We start from the raw sequence: 14,978 nt of genomic DNA, 5'->3' as shown, positions 1-14,978 counted from the left end.
TTGTGAAGATATGCTTTTATCTTACTAGAGCGGTTCTTTTTTTACAAGCAAACCGGTGTCGTTCTCTTCTATATACTCCCGATAGCGTCTGTTTACAGTAGCTTTAGAAACGTCATATCCAAGCCCTCTTAATGTGGCAGCGATTTCATGAAAAGTAAGTTTGTTGTTACGAAGTTTGACTATCTCTTCAATCGGCACCTCAATTTTCTCGCGTCCAGGGCTCATATGGATGTTTGTCAGGTTTTTTGTGGGGTCATATCCTCTTTTCACCGCACGTTGCATGCCTCTTTTTATTTTCAAATTATGTAGCTTTCTTTGGTATTCCTCAACTATTGCCACAATATCCATAACCATCGAATCAGAATCTGATAATCTCAATTCCCCATTATCCGTTATAGAAAATATCTTTATTTCATGTTTTCTCAACCAATGTAAAAAAGCGATTTTTGCATTCCCTCTGCCAAGCCTTGTTTCATCCTGGATTAGAAGAACATCAATATGCTGACTTGAAATAAGTTCGATTATTTGAAAAACACCTTCACGATCCAAATCATATCCGCTCGCCTGTTCCTCCACAATCTCGACGATTTCTATATCTCGATGTGCCGCTAAGGAAACTAACTCTTCCCTTTGCCGGGACAGCGACGTTTCTTGTGTATCTTTTTTTGTACTCACACGGCAATAAATGATTCCCTTCATGTATGTTTTCCTCCACCATTCTTTTAAACTATTATTATCAAGCGAACATATATTCTTGTCAATAATTCGAACTTATGTTTGTATTTTATACCAAAACATGCTATACTATCACTAATATAAATGATAGAGGTGCGGAATATGAAACTATCAAAAAGGCAACAGGACATATTAGATTACATAAAAAAAGAAGTCCAAGCTAAAGGATATCCACCTTCCGTCCGTGAAATCGGGGAAGCGGTTGGACTAGCTTCTAGCTCCACTGTACACGGGCATCTTGCTCGACTTGAAAGCAAAGGTCTTATTCGCCGAGATCCCACTAAACCGAGAGCCATCGAAATTATGGAAGATGAACTTATCCCTAAGATTTCTGCCGTCAATGTTCCGATCATCGGTAAAGTAACCGCGGGTCAACCAATTACAGCCATTGAAAACGTAGAGGACTACTTTCCACTTCCTGATCGCTATGTTGCACCAGACGAGCAAGTTTTCATGCTTGAGGTTATGGGGGACAGTATGATCGAAGCCGGAATCCTTGATGGGGACTATGTTATCGTTCGTCAGCAACAATCCGCTAATAACGGAGACATCGTTGTTGCCATGACTGAAGAAGATGAAGCTACAGTCAAACGTTTCTTTAAAGAAAAGGATTATATCCGACTGCAGCCGGAAAACTCTACATTAGAACCTATCATTGTCCGAAATGTGAGCATTCTTGGTAAAGTTATCGGTGTATATCGTAATATCCATTAAAAAAAGCCGTATACCGGCTTTTTTTGTTGGTCATTAATCCAGTTTCTCATCTGGACTTTCTTTTAATTTATGTTTTCCATTCTTAACTTCGGTAAATAGATTTCCTTCTTTCTCATTATCAAGACGGCTTGGTTTGCTTGAAGGATTAATCATTATTTTTAAAAGTTGAATTTCTTGATAGAGGAGATTCCATTCTTTCCTGGTTATCGGCTTAGCTTGTTCGTTTAACTCAAATCCTAATTGCCCGTTCGGCTCTAGAGTGGCCCACTTAACATCACTTATACTAGATATACTATTCTGTCTAAGTTTCATCTCCAATTGGTCAATGGTAAATCTTAATTTCTTTAATGTTTTTTCATTTAATTTTCCATTTTCTATTAGTATCTTGGATTTTCCCGTAATCAACTTTTCAAAGATGTCGGATTTTAGTTGTAAGAACTCCATTAAAACCAGTGTTACTACAAGAGTGATACCTACACCAAACGTTACCCAAATACTTTTACCTGCTAAAGGTTGAATTAACAGAGAACCGATACCAATCATTATTACCACTTGAGCTAAAGTCATCTGTGAAATGGACTTTCTTCCTGCAATTCTTAGTAAAAACGTTCCTATTATAGTTATTAAAACCGCTTTCCAAATCCAATTCAGATCCATTAACTCATCACCCCATCTAACTACTATGTTTTTATAATAATCACATCACTGTTTTTTATTCAGCAATTAGAAAATTGGGGCTAGCAGTAATTTTAAATATTTATCGGCTTGCGTCTCTCAAATTCACCCTTGTAAAGTCAGCAATAAAATCGTTATAATCAAAATCCATCACTATAAAATGTTTCCGTTCAGGCTCTTTGTAAACCATCCTTAAGTCCGCTATGCTTTGCCCTCTGTTTCCGTCAACAACTGCAACCCTTACATCTCTTTGAATTGTATATGTTTTATCCTTATTCAATAGATAATATAGGGTGAATACATCATGCACTGGTGAACCATCTATACCAGGCATCACCTGGTCGTAAAATGTAGCATAATAATTGGTGACAGTTGGAATTAGATATTTGTACGGACTACTAGTTTGATTGAAAATGAATGTCGCAATATCCCTAGTAATTATAGCCCTGTTTGTTACATTTAGTGGGGTTATATATACTTTTTGCGCTTTATTCAAGATTACAGAAGTAGCAATTGGGTCTCCCCAAAAGTTGGCTTCCGCAACATCTGTTACGTTACCAGGAACCATGAATGCTCCTCCCATAAGATATACCTCTTTAACCTGGTCCATAAGTTCAGGCCGGAGATTGTAGGCGAAAACAAGAGATGTCTGTCTACCCACATCAACAATTATGATGTCATCTATATTTTTTTCGATAATCTCAAACATTAACTCAAAGGGACTTACCTCTGCTTTGAAGTCTTCAGGGGGTATTATCGGGCCTAATCCTTGTGGTCCATGTATCTCGGGATAAAAAACCGTGTGGATGCCACTTAAAGGCTGTGAAGTTCCCCTCATAACCGGAATATCTGATCTTCCTGCAAGCGCCAAAAGGAAGGAGGCATTTCGTGTTGCATCATATACAGAAACATTCCCATATCCTGTAACTATTCCCATCAGCTCAATTTCAGGATGAAGCAATGCATAGATAATTGCTAAAGAGTCGTCAATTCCGGGATCTGCGAAAAGCAATATTTTCATATTCTCCACTCTCCACTAAGCATTAGATTTCTAAAATGGAAAAAAACCAAGGCATGGGACCTCGGTCTTTTTATTGATCACTTAACTCTACTTCTAGCTTTCTCTGACCAATCATTATCCTTCCACCAAGCAACGAGTGCTGCAACGGCAGTCCAAATTAAACTGAATAATTGCTCCAGCTGTGCTTCTGTAAAAGGTAAAGGCGATTTCCCATAAACTACGAGTAGCTGATTTACAAGAGCAAATGCAAGAAACACGATTCGGAACCACGCGCCTTTGGAAACCGGTCTAATCTGTTTCTGCTCTGACATAACACAACCCCCTCTTAAATTATTTTGGTGTAAGTGGCTTTACTGAAATCGCTAACGATGAACTGGTTACTAAACAACCTTCCAGGTCCTTTTCATTAATCAGATTAAGTTGAATGGCGGCTTTTATTTTTGCATCATCAGGCTTCTTGACTGTTTTTATCAGGTCAGTCATTTTTAAAGCCTCAAGCTTTGAAATGGTTTCATCGGAGTATTTTTCCGATTTTCTAACCTGTCTTTGCAGCTTGTATCCTCCCATCACAACCTCTGCTTTTTCATCTTCTCCAAAGCTTTTGTCAAAATAAAGATGAAATCGCTCCTTTAATTCTTCCATCTGTTTCTCTATTTCTCTTTTTTGCTTATTACACTCATAATACTTTTCAATCATTTCCGCTGTTACAGTAGGATGGTTCACTTTTGCCATATAGCCACTCCCTTGTACACTTACTAGTAAAGCTTATTTGTTTGAAGTGGATATTATGACAGGACAAAAATCTCAATTCCGCAAAAAAAACCTCCGCACGTTATGTGCGAAGGTTTTTGAATATCTTAGTATTGAGTTAAATATTGATCTCTCTCCCATGGGTGAACCTGTGTACGGAACATATCCCACTCGATTTCTTTTGCTTCGATGAAGTGCTCAAGTAAATGCTCACCTAGAGCAGCTTGAATTACTTCATTTGATTTTAATTCTTCAAGTGCAGCATAAAGTGTTGCAGGAAGGTCAGCGATACCAGCAGCCACACGCTCTTCTTTGTTCATCACATAGATGTTGCGGTCGATTGGTTTTGGAGCTTCCAATTTATTCTTGATTCCGTCAAGGCCAGCTTGCAGTAATACAGCCATTGCAAGGTACGGGTTAGCTGCAGGGTCAACACTACGAACTTCTACACGAGTAGAGATTCCACGGGAAGCAGGGATACGGATTAATGGGCTACGGTTACGAGCGGACCAAGCAACATAACAAGGTGCTTCGTATCCAGGTACAAGACGCTTATAAGAGTTTACAGTAGGGTTCGTCACCGCTGTGAACGCCGTAGCGTGCTTGATGATACCTGCGATGAAGTGTCTTGCATTATCACTCAATTCAAGGTCGCCGTTTGCATCATAGAACGCATTTTCGCCATTTTGGAATAAGGAAAGGTTACAGTGCATACCGGAACCGTTCACACCGAACAATGGTTTTGGCATGAATGTTGCGTGCAATCCGTGTTTACGAGCAATCGTTTTAACAACCAGTTTAAATGTTTGGATGTCATCACAAGCTTGAATTGCGTTTGCATATTTGAAATCAATTTCATGTTGTCCTGGAGCTACCTCATGGTGGGAAGCTTCAATTTCAAAGCCCATTTCTTCTAGCTCAAGAACGATATCACGGCGGCAGTTTTCACCAAGGTCCGTTGGAGCCAAGTCGAAATATCCACCTTTATCATTCAATTCTAAAGTAGGTTCACCTTTTTCATCTAATTTGAATAGGAAGAATTCTGGCTCAGGACCAACGTTGAAATCAGAAAATCCTAAGTCTTCCATTTCCTTCAACATACGCTTTAAGTTTGCACGAGGGTCTCCCTCAAATGGAGTTCCATCTGGGTTGTAAATGTCACAAATAAAGCGGGCAACTTTACCTTTTTCAGAAGTCCAAGGGAAAACTACAAATGTGTCAAGATCAGGGTATAAGTTCATATCAGATTCTTCAATACGTACGAAACCTTCGATAGAAGATCCGTCAAACATCATTTTGTTATCCAACGCTTTTTCTAATTGACTTACAGGGATTTCTACGTTTTTGATAGTTCCAAGAATATCCGTGAATTGTAGACGGATGTATTTTACATTTTCCTCCTGGACGATACGTTTGATGTCCTCGTGTGTGTACTTAGCCATAATAAAGTTCCTCCTCAAAATTTTTACTATTATAGTTTTAATAAAAACTTACCAAAAAACTCAAAAAAATTAATGGAAAAATCGGGACATATCTCCTTGACGGAGACTTGTTCGATTATATCTTCCCGCTTGCATCATTTCGGCACGCAATAGTTTGCGCAGTTGATCATCTGACAGTTCTGGCTTAGCAGCCTCTTTGGTCACTTCTTCTGAAGGAACTTCATCGCGCTGTTGCTTGACTGCCATCAACTGTTTGATGCCAGCTATGTTCACTTTTTGTTCAATGAGGTTTTTGATCTCTAATAGAGTATCTACATCATTAAAGGAAAAAAGTCGGCGGTTGCCTTCTGAACGAGCCGGAAATACAAGCTCATTTTCTTCATAATATCGGATTTGTCGAGCTGACAATTCCGTTAGTTGCATGACAATTCCTATTGGAAACAATGGCATCGAACGTCTAATATTGTCACTCACTACAAATCCTCCTTTCATCATTTCCTATGAAGTTACTCTTAGTTTATGCGATGTTAGATAATCTGTCAAGAACATGTTAGGTTTTCTGACATGATTTTTGCATTTTCTATGAATAATCATTCGAAATGAGGATTGCAGCTATATGTAATAGGGATTTGGGTCCCCTTTATATATAACCACTTACATACAATTGAAAACATAATGACTAATTTCATCTCACTTAGATCTCCATCGGCTTCATGAAGACTTCTCTTGATCGTTTCTCGCCTAGCTCAGGTCTTCATCCGCACCTTGAAGACCTCTCCAGACCATTTTTCACTTAACTCAGGTCTTCATCCACCCCATGAGGACCTCTCCAGACCAGTTCTCGCTTAACTCAGGTCTTCATTCGCTCTATGAAGACCTCTCCCGACCGTATTTCGCTTCACTCAGGTCTTCATCTTCCAAAAATTTCATAACAACAAATAAAGCCCAGGGCTCACCCCCAGGCTCACAAAAAATTCAACTATCCAATAACCCTTTACTAATCAAATGATCCACTGCACTGCATACCGCAATCTTGACATGCGAATACGTTAAGCCGCCTTGAACATACGCGACATACGGCGCTCTGATCGGACCGTCAGCCGTAAGTTCAATACTCGCACCCTGAATAAACGTTCCCGCTGCCATGATGACGTCATCTTCATAACCAGGCATATAGTTTGCATACGGGGTCACATGGGAATTGACAGGTGATGCATATTGGATCGCCTGACAAAAGGCAATCATTTTTTCTTTATCGTCAAATTGCACGGATTGGATCAAATCCGTCCGGTGCGAATCCCAGCTTGGGGAGGTATTCATCCCGAGCTCTTCTAAAAACGCAGCAGTGAACATGGCTCCTTTTAATGCCTGTCCAACCACATGGGGAGCAAGAAAGAAACCTTGATACATTTCTTGCAGGCTGTATAGACTTGCACCGGCCTCTGCCCCGATTCCAGGGGAGGTCATCCGGTAGGAACAAGCTTCCACCAATTCTTTTTTCCCAACAATGTATCCGCCTGTTTTAGCGATACCACCACCAGGATTCTTAATTAAAGAACCGGCCATTAAATCTGCCCCAACATGGCATGGTTCTTCAAGCTCCACAAATTCCCCGTAACAGTTGTCGACAAACACGACTACGTCCGGTTTAATTTCTTTTACGAAGCGAATCATTTCTTTTATTTCTTCTATAGTAAAAGATGGTCTGGTTGCATAACCTTTGGAACGTTGGATCCCAATCATTTTGGTAGAAGGCGTAATTGCATTGCTGACAGCCTCCCAGTCAATTCCGCGGTTATTTTTAAGGTCAATTGTTTTGTAACCGATGTTGTACTCTTTTAAAGAGCCCACGCCAGTTCCGCGAATTCCCACGATCTCTTCTAAAGTATCATAGGGCTTTCCAGTGATATAAAGTAGTTCATCTCCTGGTCTTAACACACCAAACAGCGCAATCGAGATGGCATGTGTGCCTGAGATGATTTGCGGACGCACAAGCCCCGCTTCCCCGCCCAATACTTCTGCATAAATTTTCTCAAGCGTATCCCTGCCAATATCATCATATCCATATCCAGTAGACGGGTTGAAATGAGAATCACTTACACGATTCTCCTGGAAGCTTTTTAATACACGGAATTGATTGGTTTCCACATTAGCATCAACCTGTTGAAAACCTTCTTGAAGCTTTTCTTCTATTTTACGTACAATCGGTTCAATGACTTCCCCATGCTGTAATAAATGGAACATTTGTATTCTCCTCTATTTCTTCATTCTTTGCTGAATAACAGATGCCAATTTTGAGTTATCAAAATAATAGCCTTCTAATTCATAGCTTTCTGTCTCTTCTGTGAAATCCGTTTTTGAAAGGATGGTTTCTTGTTTTAATTGAGAAATAATTTTCCCTTCAGAAGACGGCACAACAATATGATATGGCTGCATTTGCACCTTGATGAGCGATTCTATTTTATTCATCAATTTCGAAATGTCATCCATGTCCAGTGCACTGATATGCAACATTTCTTCATTATACGCAGGTGTAAAACCTTCTGTAGTTTGATCCTTCTTATTATAAACCGTTAATACCGGAACACCTTCCACTCCAAGTTCCTTTAACAATTTGTCTACCGTTTGTTCATGGTTGACGTGATCGGGACTTGAGCTATCGACCACATGTAAAATCAGATCAGCTTCTGTCACTTCTTCAAGTGTAGAACGGAATGCCGCTACAAGTGAGGTCGGCAGGTCTTGGATAAACCCTACCGTGTCAGTCAGAAGGGCATTGAACCCAGATGGCATCATGACCTTTCTTGTTGTCGGGTCAAGCGTTGCGAATAATAGGTTCTCCTCAAACGTACCAGCTTCCGTTAAACGATTAAAAATAGTTGATTTCCCCGCATTCGTGTAACCGACCAATGAAAGTTGAAATGCTTGATTTCTTTTTCTGCGCTCACGATATCTTTCTCGATGACTGACAATAGAAGTTAACTGTGTTTTGATATCCACAATTCTTCTATTAATATGTCTGCGATCTGACTCTAGCTTTGTTTCACCAGGCCCTCTTGTTCCGATACCGCCTCCAAGACGGGACAGTTCCACACCTTTTCCGCCTAGACGGGGTAAAAGGTACTGAAGCTGAGCCAACTCCACTTGGAGCTTACCTTCTTTTGATTTTGCACGTTGAGCAAATATATCCAGGATTAACTGTGTACGATCAATAATTCTGGCATTTAGGATTTTGGAAAGGTTCCTGTTTTGACTTGGTGCCAGTTCTCCATTAAAGATTATAATTTCCGGTTCCAATTCTTCTTCAAGTTGGACCAACTCCTCTAATTTCCCTTTACCTATGTATGTAGCAGGGTGAACTCGCTCCCTCTTCTGTGTTAAGGTAACGAGAACTTCACCATTGGCTGTTTTGGTCAAGGATGCTAATTCATCCATGGAATAGAAGAATGCTTGATCATCAACTTTTGGCAATTGACAACCAACCAGGATGACCCTTTCTTTTTCTTTCTTTTGCGTTTCGTTCAAATGCGTAACCCCTTTTTCTAAAATATAATTAGTTATTGTTGAATAAGTCCCTTAATCATATCAAAATATCCGTTTTTTCTCTATTAAATCCTCTAAAACTATTGCATTCAGCTGGTTTTCTATATAAAATCAGGAAGGCTTTATGTATCTTGTATTATTTTGATGGAGTGAGATCGCATGACTTGGGAAGTTTTCAGCATCATCGGAACCATTGCATTCGCTATAAGCGGAGCGATTGTAGCGATGGAAGAAGAGTATGATATACTCGGCGTTTATATATTAGGAATAGTCACAGCTTTTGGGGGCGGAGCCGTTCGAAACCTCCTCATCGGAGTTCCAATCTCCGCTCTTTGGGAGCAAGGAATGCTGTTTCAAGTTGCTCTGGTCGCAATGACAACAGTCTTCCTGTTTCCAAATAATTTGTTAAAGCACTGGAGGAAGTGGGGCAATTTCTTTGATGCAATCGGCCTTGCCGCCTTTGCCATCCAAGGGGCTTTGTTTGCTACAGGCATGAATCACCCAATTAGTGCAGTAGTAGTCGCTGCAGTATTGACAGGTAGCGGGGGCGGTATCATCCGCGACCTACTTGCAGGCAGAAGGCCGCTTGTATTAAGAGCGGAAATATATGCAGCTTGGGCAATCCTCGCCGGCTTAATCATCGGCTTTGGAATTGCCAGCTCCCCGGTTCAACTTTATATCCTCTTTGTAGGAATTGTCTCTTTGCGTGTCCTTTCTTACACGTACAAATGGAGGTTACCTAACCGAAGTTTACAAAGTGCTGCATAGATTCCTGGTGTATTTAGAACATTTTTTCAGGAGGTGAATCTGCCTCCTGTTTTTTTACAAATTTCACAGGTCAATTTTCCGCCCTTTCCAAGTTACATTCTTTTTGAAAAAGGTTTGTACACAAGAGTAGCCAAACAAGATAAAGAAGAATATTAGATGAAAAGGAAATAATAATGCGGTTCCCCACCCGAAGTTTCCGATAATTGCTAGCGTCCTCTTAATATGCAAAGCGATTAACACATATCCAGTAACATAAAGTTCTAAAGGAAGGGTTTGATAGCTTGTTAGAAATGTCATCAAACCTCCAAGCCATACACAAACCAACATCAAATACCAAATATTTGTTCTTGATGCTCCTGTTGCAAAGCTTTTGCTCCATCCATTCCATAGCGAACCAAAACCTTCTGGGTACATCCTCATTTCTATTGCTCCCATTCCGCTATAGCACCTAACTTTTCCGCCGTGCTTTTGAACCTGAAAGCCAAACGCCATGTTCTCCATTAATTCTCCCTGAATTGCTTGATGGCCACCATACTTAAAATAATCTTGCCGGCCGATCAGAAGACACGCCCCGAACGCCCCCTTAACCGGCAGCCATTTTTGCAAAATATGAAAGGCGCCAAGGGATCCCATCACCACTAGATGAAAGAAGGACGATAAGCTTTCATATTTTTCTTTTATCTTGTGATAAGGTTGAACAGAAAGCACGTCACCCTCTCCCTTGTATGCCGTAAGCATATTTTCTAAGCCATTTTCCGAGATAATTGTGTCCGCATCTAAAAATAAAAATATATCTCCGGTGGCATGTTTTGCCCCGTTCCAACACCCAAAGGATTTTCCAAACCATCCTGCAGGAAGATCCTCTAATTTGACAACACGGGCGCCAAAAGTTCTTGCAACCTTTACCGTTTCGTCGGTTGAATGATCGTCTACCACAATAATCTCTTTTACCTTACCGTGATAACCCTGCAACGATTTTAATAAAACAGGAAGATTTCCTTCTTCGTTTCTTGCGGGGATGATTACGGAAACCTTTTTCAGTAAAGTAGTCTTCTCTCGCGCAAAAGACAAGCTCGGAATATGAAAAAACAGTACTCTCCCTAGTAATAATGTCATAATTAATATTAATGCCGTCAATATGAACTCCTCCATATACTTCTATTTTAGTTTGAAAATAGAAAAAAAGGGTAAAATAAAAAGTTGTATACACTTAATTTTTACTTCTACCTACTAGACAGTCTAGTCAAACTCATTAGTTTTCATAAGGAGGAATAAGAATGAAAAAGAAAGTAGTAGTGATTGGTGGTGGCCTTGGTGGTTTATCGGCTGCTATCCGACTGTCCGCTGATGGTTACAATGTACATGTAATTGAAAAAGGAGAGCGTCTTGGAGGTAAGTTAAACATTCGTTCAGGCAAGGGATTTACTTTTGATACCGGTCCATCTATCCTGACGATGCCATGGGTGTTGGAACAATTGTTTGCAAGCGCAAAAAGAAATTTACATGATTATATTACCATTGAAAGAGTAGAGCCTCAATGGCGAACCTTTTTTGAGGATGGAACGAAAATTGACGTAACCAGCGATCTCCCAAAAATGTTAGAGCAAATTAGAGAACACTCATCCAAAGATGCGAACGGCTTTTTCGAGTATTTGAATTATTGCAGCAAAATGTACGAGTATAGCATGAAGAGTTTTTACAAGAAGAGCCTCTCTGGATTAGGCGAACTTCGAGCACTGCACAATCTGAAGGAACTTATCGGGATGGATCCGATGAAATCGATGGATCAAATTACAAAAAAGTATTTTGAAGACAAACATCTCCAACAACTTTTTAATTTCATGATTATGTATATCGGTTCTTCTCCTTATCATGCGCCAGCTGTCCTGTCCCAATTAACTCATGTTCAACTTGGCCTTGGCATTTACTATGTAAAGGGCGGGATGTACAAAATCGCCGAAGCCATGCAGGCCCTGTTGGATGAAATGGGTGTTACGTACAGCTTGAATACCTCCGTTCGTAAAATTACAACGGAAGGAAAGAAAGCAACAGGGATTATCTTAGAGAATGGGGAAGAAATCCGTGCAGATCTGGTTGTATCAAACCTTGAAGCGATTCCTACCTATAAAACATTGTTAAAAGATATTCCAATGGCAAATAGAGCCGCTGAAGATTTAGAAAAGTTTTCTCCAACTGTTTCCGGCCTTGTATTACTACTTGGCGTGAACAAAAAATATGACGAACTGGCACATCATAACTTTTTCTTCTCAGAAGACCCTGAATTGGAGTTTCACACCATCTTCAACGAAGGTAAGCCGGCACTGGATCCCACAATCTATATTGGGGTATCATCCAAAACTGATACAACTCAAGCTCCACAAGGCAAAGATAACCTATTTGTCCTCACCCACGTACCACCATTAAAAGAAGGGGAATCATGGGATGAATATAAAGATATTTACCGCGAAAAAGTTCTTTCAAAATTAGAAAGAATGGGTCTAGACGGGTTATCCTCATCCATTGAGTTTGAATATTGTTTTACTCCTAACGATTTAATGAATTTATACGGAGCAAACGGAGGCTCCATCTATGGAGTCGTGACAGACCGCAAAAAGAATGGCGGATTTAAAATCCCTTGCAGAAGTAAACTGCTTGATAATCTATACTTCACAGGAGGTTCTACTCACCCAGGCGGTGGAGTACCGATGGTGACATTATCCGGCCAACTGACTGCAGATGCCATTAACGAAGATTGGGAACAAGTTAATAAAAGTATCGGGTAACACAAAAATAGCAGCCAGGCAGGCTGCTATTTTTGTTATTTCAAGAGAAGATCTCTTGCTTCAATCGTCATCAATTCATTTTTATGAAAACTGTCATACATTAAAAGGCGCATCGCTTGAGTCCTTATTGATTTTTCCAAAACATTTCTAATATAGCGGCCGTTGCTGAAAGCTGATGGCAATAAGACACTTTTCATTTGATTGAGGTGCTCACGCATTTTCCATTCCGCCTCTTTACTCATAATATATTCCCGTTCTTTCAGCATCCGCTGACAGATCTCCATCAACTCTTCAACAGAATAATCGGGAAAATCAACGATAATCGGAAAACGGGAAATAAGACCGGGATTCGTCCTCAAAAACTCTTCCATCTCCCGCTGATAACCAGCAAGTATCAAAATAAAATCATGCTGCTTATCTTCCATGTGTTTCACCAGGGTATCAATTGCTTCTTTCCCGAAATCCTTTTCTCCTCCCCTTGCAAGCGAATAGGCTTCATCCACAAACAAAATGCCTCCTAACGCTTTTTTTACCAAATCCCTTGTCTTCTGAGCAGTATGCCCAATATATTCCCCGACAAGATCTGCTCTTTCCGCCTCAATCAGGTGTCCTTTTGATAGGACATTCATGTCACAAAACAACTTTCCAATCAACCTGGCAACAGTCGTCTTTCCTGTACCAGGGTTGCCTTTGAACATCATATGAAGCACTTGCCTCTCTGTTTTCAACCCGACTTCTTCCCGCTTTTTATTCACATAAATCCATGCATATATTTCCTTAACCACTTTTTTCATTTCCTGTAATCCTATCAATTCCCCCATTTCCCGCTCTATTTCCTGCAAGATTGCATGGTTGGTAGGCGTAAGCGGCTCCTCTAATGTATGAACATGGGTGACTCTCAACGGCTTTTTTTGCCCATTTAAGACGATATTTATTTTCCCATTCTGGTTTTTCATGGGTTGATCCAAGAATGTCCACCTCATTTCCACGCCAAAATCCGACATATCCTGATGCAGTACACAATTACCTACACAATAGTTCCCTTAAATCTGCACTTTTTCGATTCTCTTCTACAACTTTCATATATTTTCATCAAACTATTGACAAACTTGTCATATTATGCGCTTTCCCGAGAAATAATTACCGCTTTTCGAGCCCATTATTTCCGCAATAAAACAAATGGAGAGAAATTCTCCATTTATTAACTAAATATATGATAATTAAAGAGCTATATGTTTATTTTAGGCAAAATAAAAAACCAGCATATAGCTGGTTTTAAGCTTCTGTTTCGATTTGTACGTTCTTTGATGGAGAAAAAGTAGAGATGGCATGTTTATAAATCAACTGTTGCTTCCCTTCTGTTTCTAAAAGCACAGTGAAATTATCAAACCCTTTTATTAATCCACGAAGTTGAAACCCATTCAGCAAGAAAACCGTTACGCTTGTTCCATCTTTTCTTAATTGGTTAAGAACTTGGTCTTGGATATTGATTGATTGCTTCATCTTTTCTTCCTCCTCTTATCTCTATCTTCCTTACTTATTCGCTCCAAGTCGAAGCTTTCCTGCTATAACCGTGAAAATTTGTGATAACTTTTGCTCAAAATCTGCATCTGTCATGTCAAACCAAGTGACATCCATTTTATTACGGAACCAAGTGTGCTGTCTTTTTGCATACCTTCTTGAATTTTGCTTTAAGTCATTCACAGCCTGCTCTAACGTTACCTTACCATCAAAGTAAGCATACAACTCCTTATAGCCGATTGCTTGAATGGACTGGCAATCTCGGATCTCATTATTATAGAGAGTTTGCACTTCTTTTAGCAAACCTTCCTCCATCATCAGGTCCACTCTGAGATTGATTCTTTCATATAACCTTTCTCTTTCCATGGTGAGACCGATTAAGGCAATGTCGTACAATGGTTCAGGTTGCTGGGTATCCTGGTACTCTGACATGGTTTTTCCGGTAGTATAGAATATTTCCAACGCACGGATTACTCTTCTCACATTATTGGGATGAATATTGGCAGCACTTTTCGGATCAATTTCATTAAGTTCTTGATGCAACTTTTCTACTCCTATTTCTTGACTTCTTTTTTCAAGGCGGAGACGAATTTCCTCATCTTTCCCACTTTCTGAAAATTGATAGTCATATAGGACAGATTGAATATAAAGACCCGTTCCGCCAACAATGATAGGAATACGACCTCTTGAAGTTATTTCGTCGATCTTATTCCGGACATCCTGTTGGAATTCTGCGACCGAATAAGCTTCTTTAGGCTCTTTAATATCAATGAGGAAGTGCGGAATACCCTGCATTTCTTCCTTTTTAACTTTGGCAGTCCCAATATCCATTGTCTTGTAGATTTGCATGGAATCTCCGCTGATGATTTCACCATTCAGCCTTTTTGCCAATTCCACGCTAGTTTTTGTTTTTCCTACTGCTGTTGGACCAATTATCACAATAACTTTTTGCTTCTCTCCCAACGCTCACTCACTCTCTCAATTATTCTTTATCACAAGATATCATTATACCCATTTTCCATCGAG

General features: G+C 39.9%; 16 protein-coding genes. 3 read left to right on the top strand and 13 right to left on the bottom strand.

Features of this window, described 5'->3' with window-relative positions; genetic code table 11:
• Positions 1 to 24: 24 nt before the first annotated feature.
• Positions 25 to 699, bottom strand: a complete 675-nt coding sequence (locus K7887_RS10115) for a YneB family resolvase-like protein (RefSeq protein WP_223493398.1) — start codon at positions 697 to 699, stop codon at positions 25 to 27.
• A gap of 138 nt (positions 700 to 837) precedes the next feature.
• On the opposite strand from K7887_RS10115, the gene lexA reads away from it, so the two are divergent.
• Positions 838 to 1,449, top strand: a complete 612-nt coding sequence (lexA, locus tag K7887_RS10110; protein WP_060666501.1) for a transcriptional repressor LexA — start codon at positions 838 to 840, stop codon at positions 1,447 to 1,449.
• A gap of 33 nt (positions 1,450 to 1,482) precedes the next feature.
• On the opposite strand, the gene K7887_RS10105 is transcribed toward lexA, so the two are convergent.
• The 8 genes from K7887_RS10105 to hflX form a co-directional block, all read right to left on the bottom strand.
• Positions 1,483 to 2,106 (bottom strand): DUF421 domain-containing protein, encoded by a 624-nt coding sequence (locus tag K7887_RS10105; RefSeq protein ID WP_223493397.1) that lies wholly within the window; start codon positions 2,104 to 2,106, stop codon positions 1,483 to 1,485.
• Positions 2,107 to 2,206: 100 nt separating this feature from the next.
• Positions 2,207 to 3,145 carry a nucleoside hydrolase gene (locus K7887_RS10100; protein ID WP_223493396.1) on the bottom strand — a complete coding sequence of 313 codons (939 nt, stop codon included), beginning with the start codon at positions 3,143 to 3,145 and terminating at the stop codon, positions 2,207 to 2,209.
• Positions 3,146 to 3,222: 77 nt separating this feature from the next.
• Positions 3,223 to 3,456, bottom strand: a complete 234-nt coding sequence (locus K7887_RS10095; protein ID WP_223493395.1) for a phage holin — start codon at positions 3,454 to 3,456, stop codon at positions 3,223 to 3,225.
• Between the two features lie 19 nt (positions 3,457 to 3,475).
• Complete coding sequence (locus K7887_RS10090; protein WP_223493394.1) at positions 3,476 to 3,877, bottom strand: hypothetical protein; 402 nt, start codon at positions 3,875 to 3,877, stop codon at positions 3,476 to 3,478.
• Between the two features lie 125 nt (positions 3,878 to 4,002).
• A complete protein-coding gene (gene glnA / locus K7887_RS10085) occupies positions 4,003 to 5,337 on the bottom strand; it encodes a type I glutamate--ammonia ligase (protein WP_223493393.1) in 1,335 nt (444 codons plus the stop codon).
• A gap of 69 nt (positions 5,338 to 5,406) precedes the next feature.
• Positions 5,407 to 5,811, bottom strand: coding sequence for a MerR family transcriptional regulator (locus K7887_RS10080; protein ID WP_223493392.1), 405 nt, complete (start codon positions 5,809 to 5,811; stop codon positions 5,407 to 5,409).
• 501 nt (positions 5,812 to 6,312) lie between these two features.
• The gene (locus tag K7887_RS10075; protein ID WP_223493391.1) at positions 6,313 to 7,581 is read right to left on the bottom strand and encodes a methionine gamma-lyase family protein; all 1,269 of its coding nucleotides are present in this window, start codon (positions 7,579 to 7,581) and stop codon (positions 6,313 to 6,315) included.
• A 12-nt stretch (positions 7,582 to 7,593) separates the two neighbouring features.
• Positions 7,594 to 8,862, bottom strand: a complete 1,269-nt coding sequence (gene hflX, locus K7887_RS10070) for a GTPase HflX (protein WP_223493390.1) — start codon at positions 8,860 to 8,862, stop codon at positions 7,594 to 7,596.
• Positions 8,863 to 9,039: 177 nt separating this feature from the next.
• Between hflX and K7887_RS10065 the strand changes: the two genes are divergently transcribed.
• Positions 9,040 to 9,648 carry a trimeric intracellular cation channel family protein gene (locus tag K7887_RS10065; protein ID WP_148978897.1) on the top strand — a complete coding sequence of 203 codons (609 nt, stop codon included), beginning with the start codon at positions 9,040 to 9,042 and terminating at the stop codon, positions 9,646 to 9,648.
• Between the two features lie 63 nt (positions 9,649 to 9,711).
• Here the strand turns inward: K7887_RS10065 and K7887_RS10060 are convergent, their stop codons facing one another.
• Positions 9,712 to 10,785 carry a glycosyltransferase family 2 protein gene (locus tag K7887_RS10060; protein ID WP_223493389.1) on the bottom strand — a complete coding sequence of 358 codons (1,074 nt, stop codon included), beginning with the start codon at positions 10,783 to 10,785 and terminating at the stop codon, positions 9,712 to 9,714.
• 140 nt (positions 10,786 to 10,925) lie between these two features.
• Between K7887_RS10060 and K7887_RS10055 the strand changes: the two genes are divergently transcribed.
• Positions 10,926 to 12,431 carry a phytoene desaturase family protein gene (locus tag K7887_RS10055; RefSeq protein WP_223493388.1) on the top strand — a complete coding sequence of 502 codons (1,506 nt, stop codon included), beginning with the start codon at positions 10,926 to 10,928 and terminating at the stop codon, positions 12,429 to 12,431.
• 35 nt (positions 12,432 to 12,466) lie between these two features.
• Here the strand turns inward: K7887_RS10055 and spoVK are convergent, their stop codons facing one another.
• From spoVK to miaA, 3 genes are all read right to left on the bottom strand, one after another.
• Positions 12,467 to 13,399 carry a stage V sporulation protein K gene (gene spoVK / locus K7887_RS10050; RefSeq protein ID WP_223493387.1) on the bottom strand — a complete coding sequence of 311 codons (933 nt, stop codon included), beginning with the start codon at positions 13,397 to 13,399 and terminating at the stop codon, positions 12,467 to 12,469.
• A gap of 307 nt (positions 13,400 to 13,706) precedes the next feature.
• Positions 13,707 to 13,934, bottom strand: a complete 228-nt coding sequence (gene hfq / locus K7887_RS10045) for an RNA chaperone Hfq (protein WP_010193436.1) — start codon at positions 13,932 to 13,934, stop codon at positions 13,707 to 13,709.
• 30 nt (positions 13,935 to 13,964) lie between these two features.
• Positions 13,965 to 14,915 (bottom strand): tRNA (adenosine(37)-N6)-dimethylallyltransferase MiaA, encoded by a 951-nt coding sequence (gene miaA, locus K7887_RS10040; protein ID WP_223493386.1) that lies wholly within the window; start codon positions 14,913 to 14,915, stop codon positions 13,965 to 13,967.
• Between the last annotated feature and the right edge of the window lie 63 nt (positions 14,916 to 14,978).

The sequence above is a fragment of the Sutcliffiella horikoshii genome (assembly GCF_019931755.1).
GTDB lineage: Bacteria > Bacillota > Bacilli > Bacillales > Bacillaceae_I > Sutcliffiella_A > Sutcliffiella_A horikoshii_E.
This window is presented reverse-complemented; position numbering and strand designations above follow the sequence as displayed.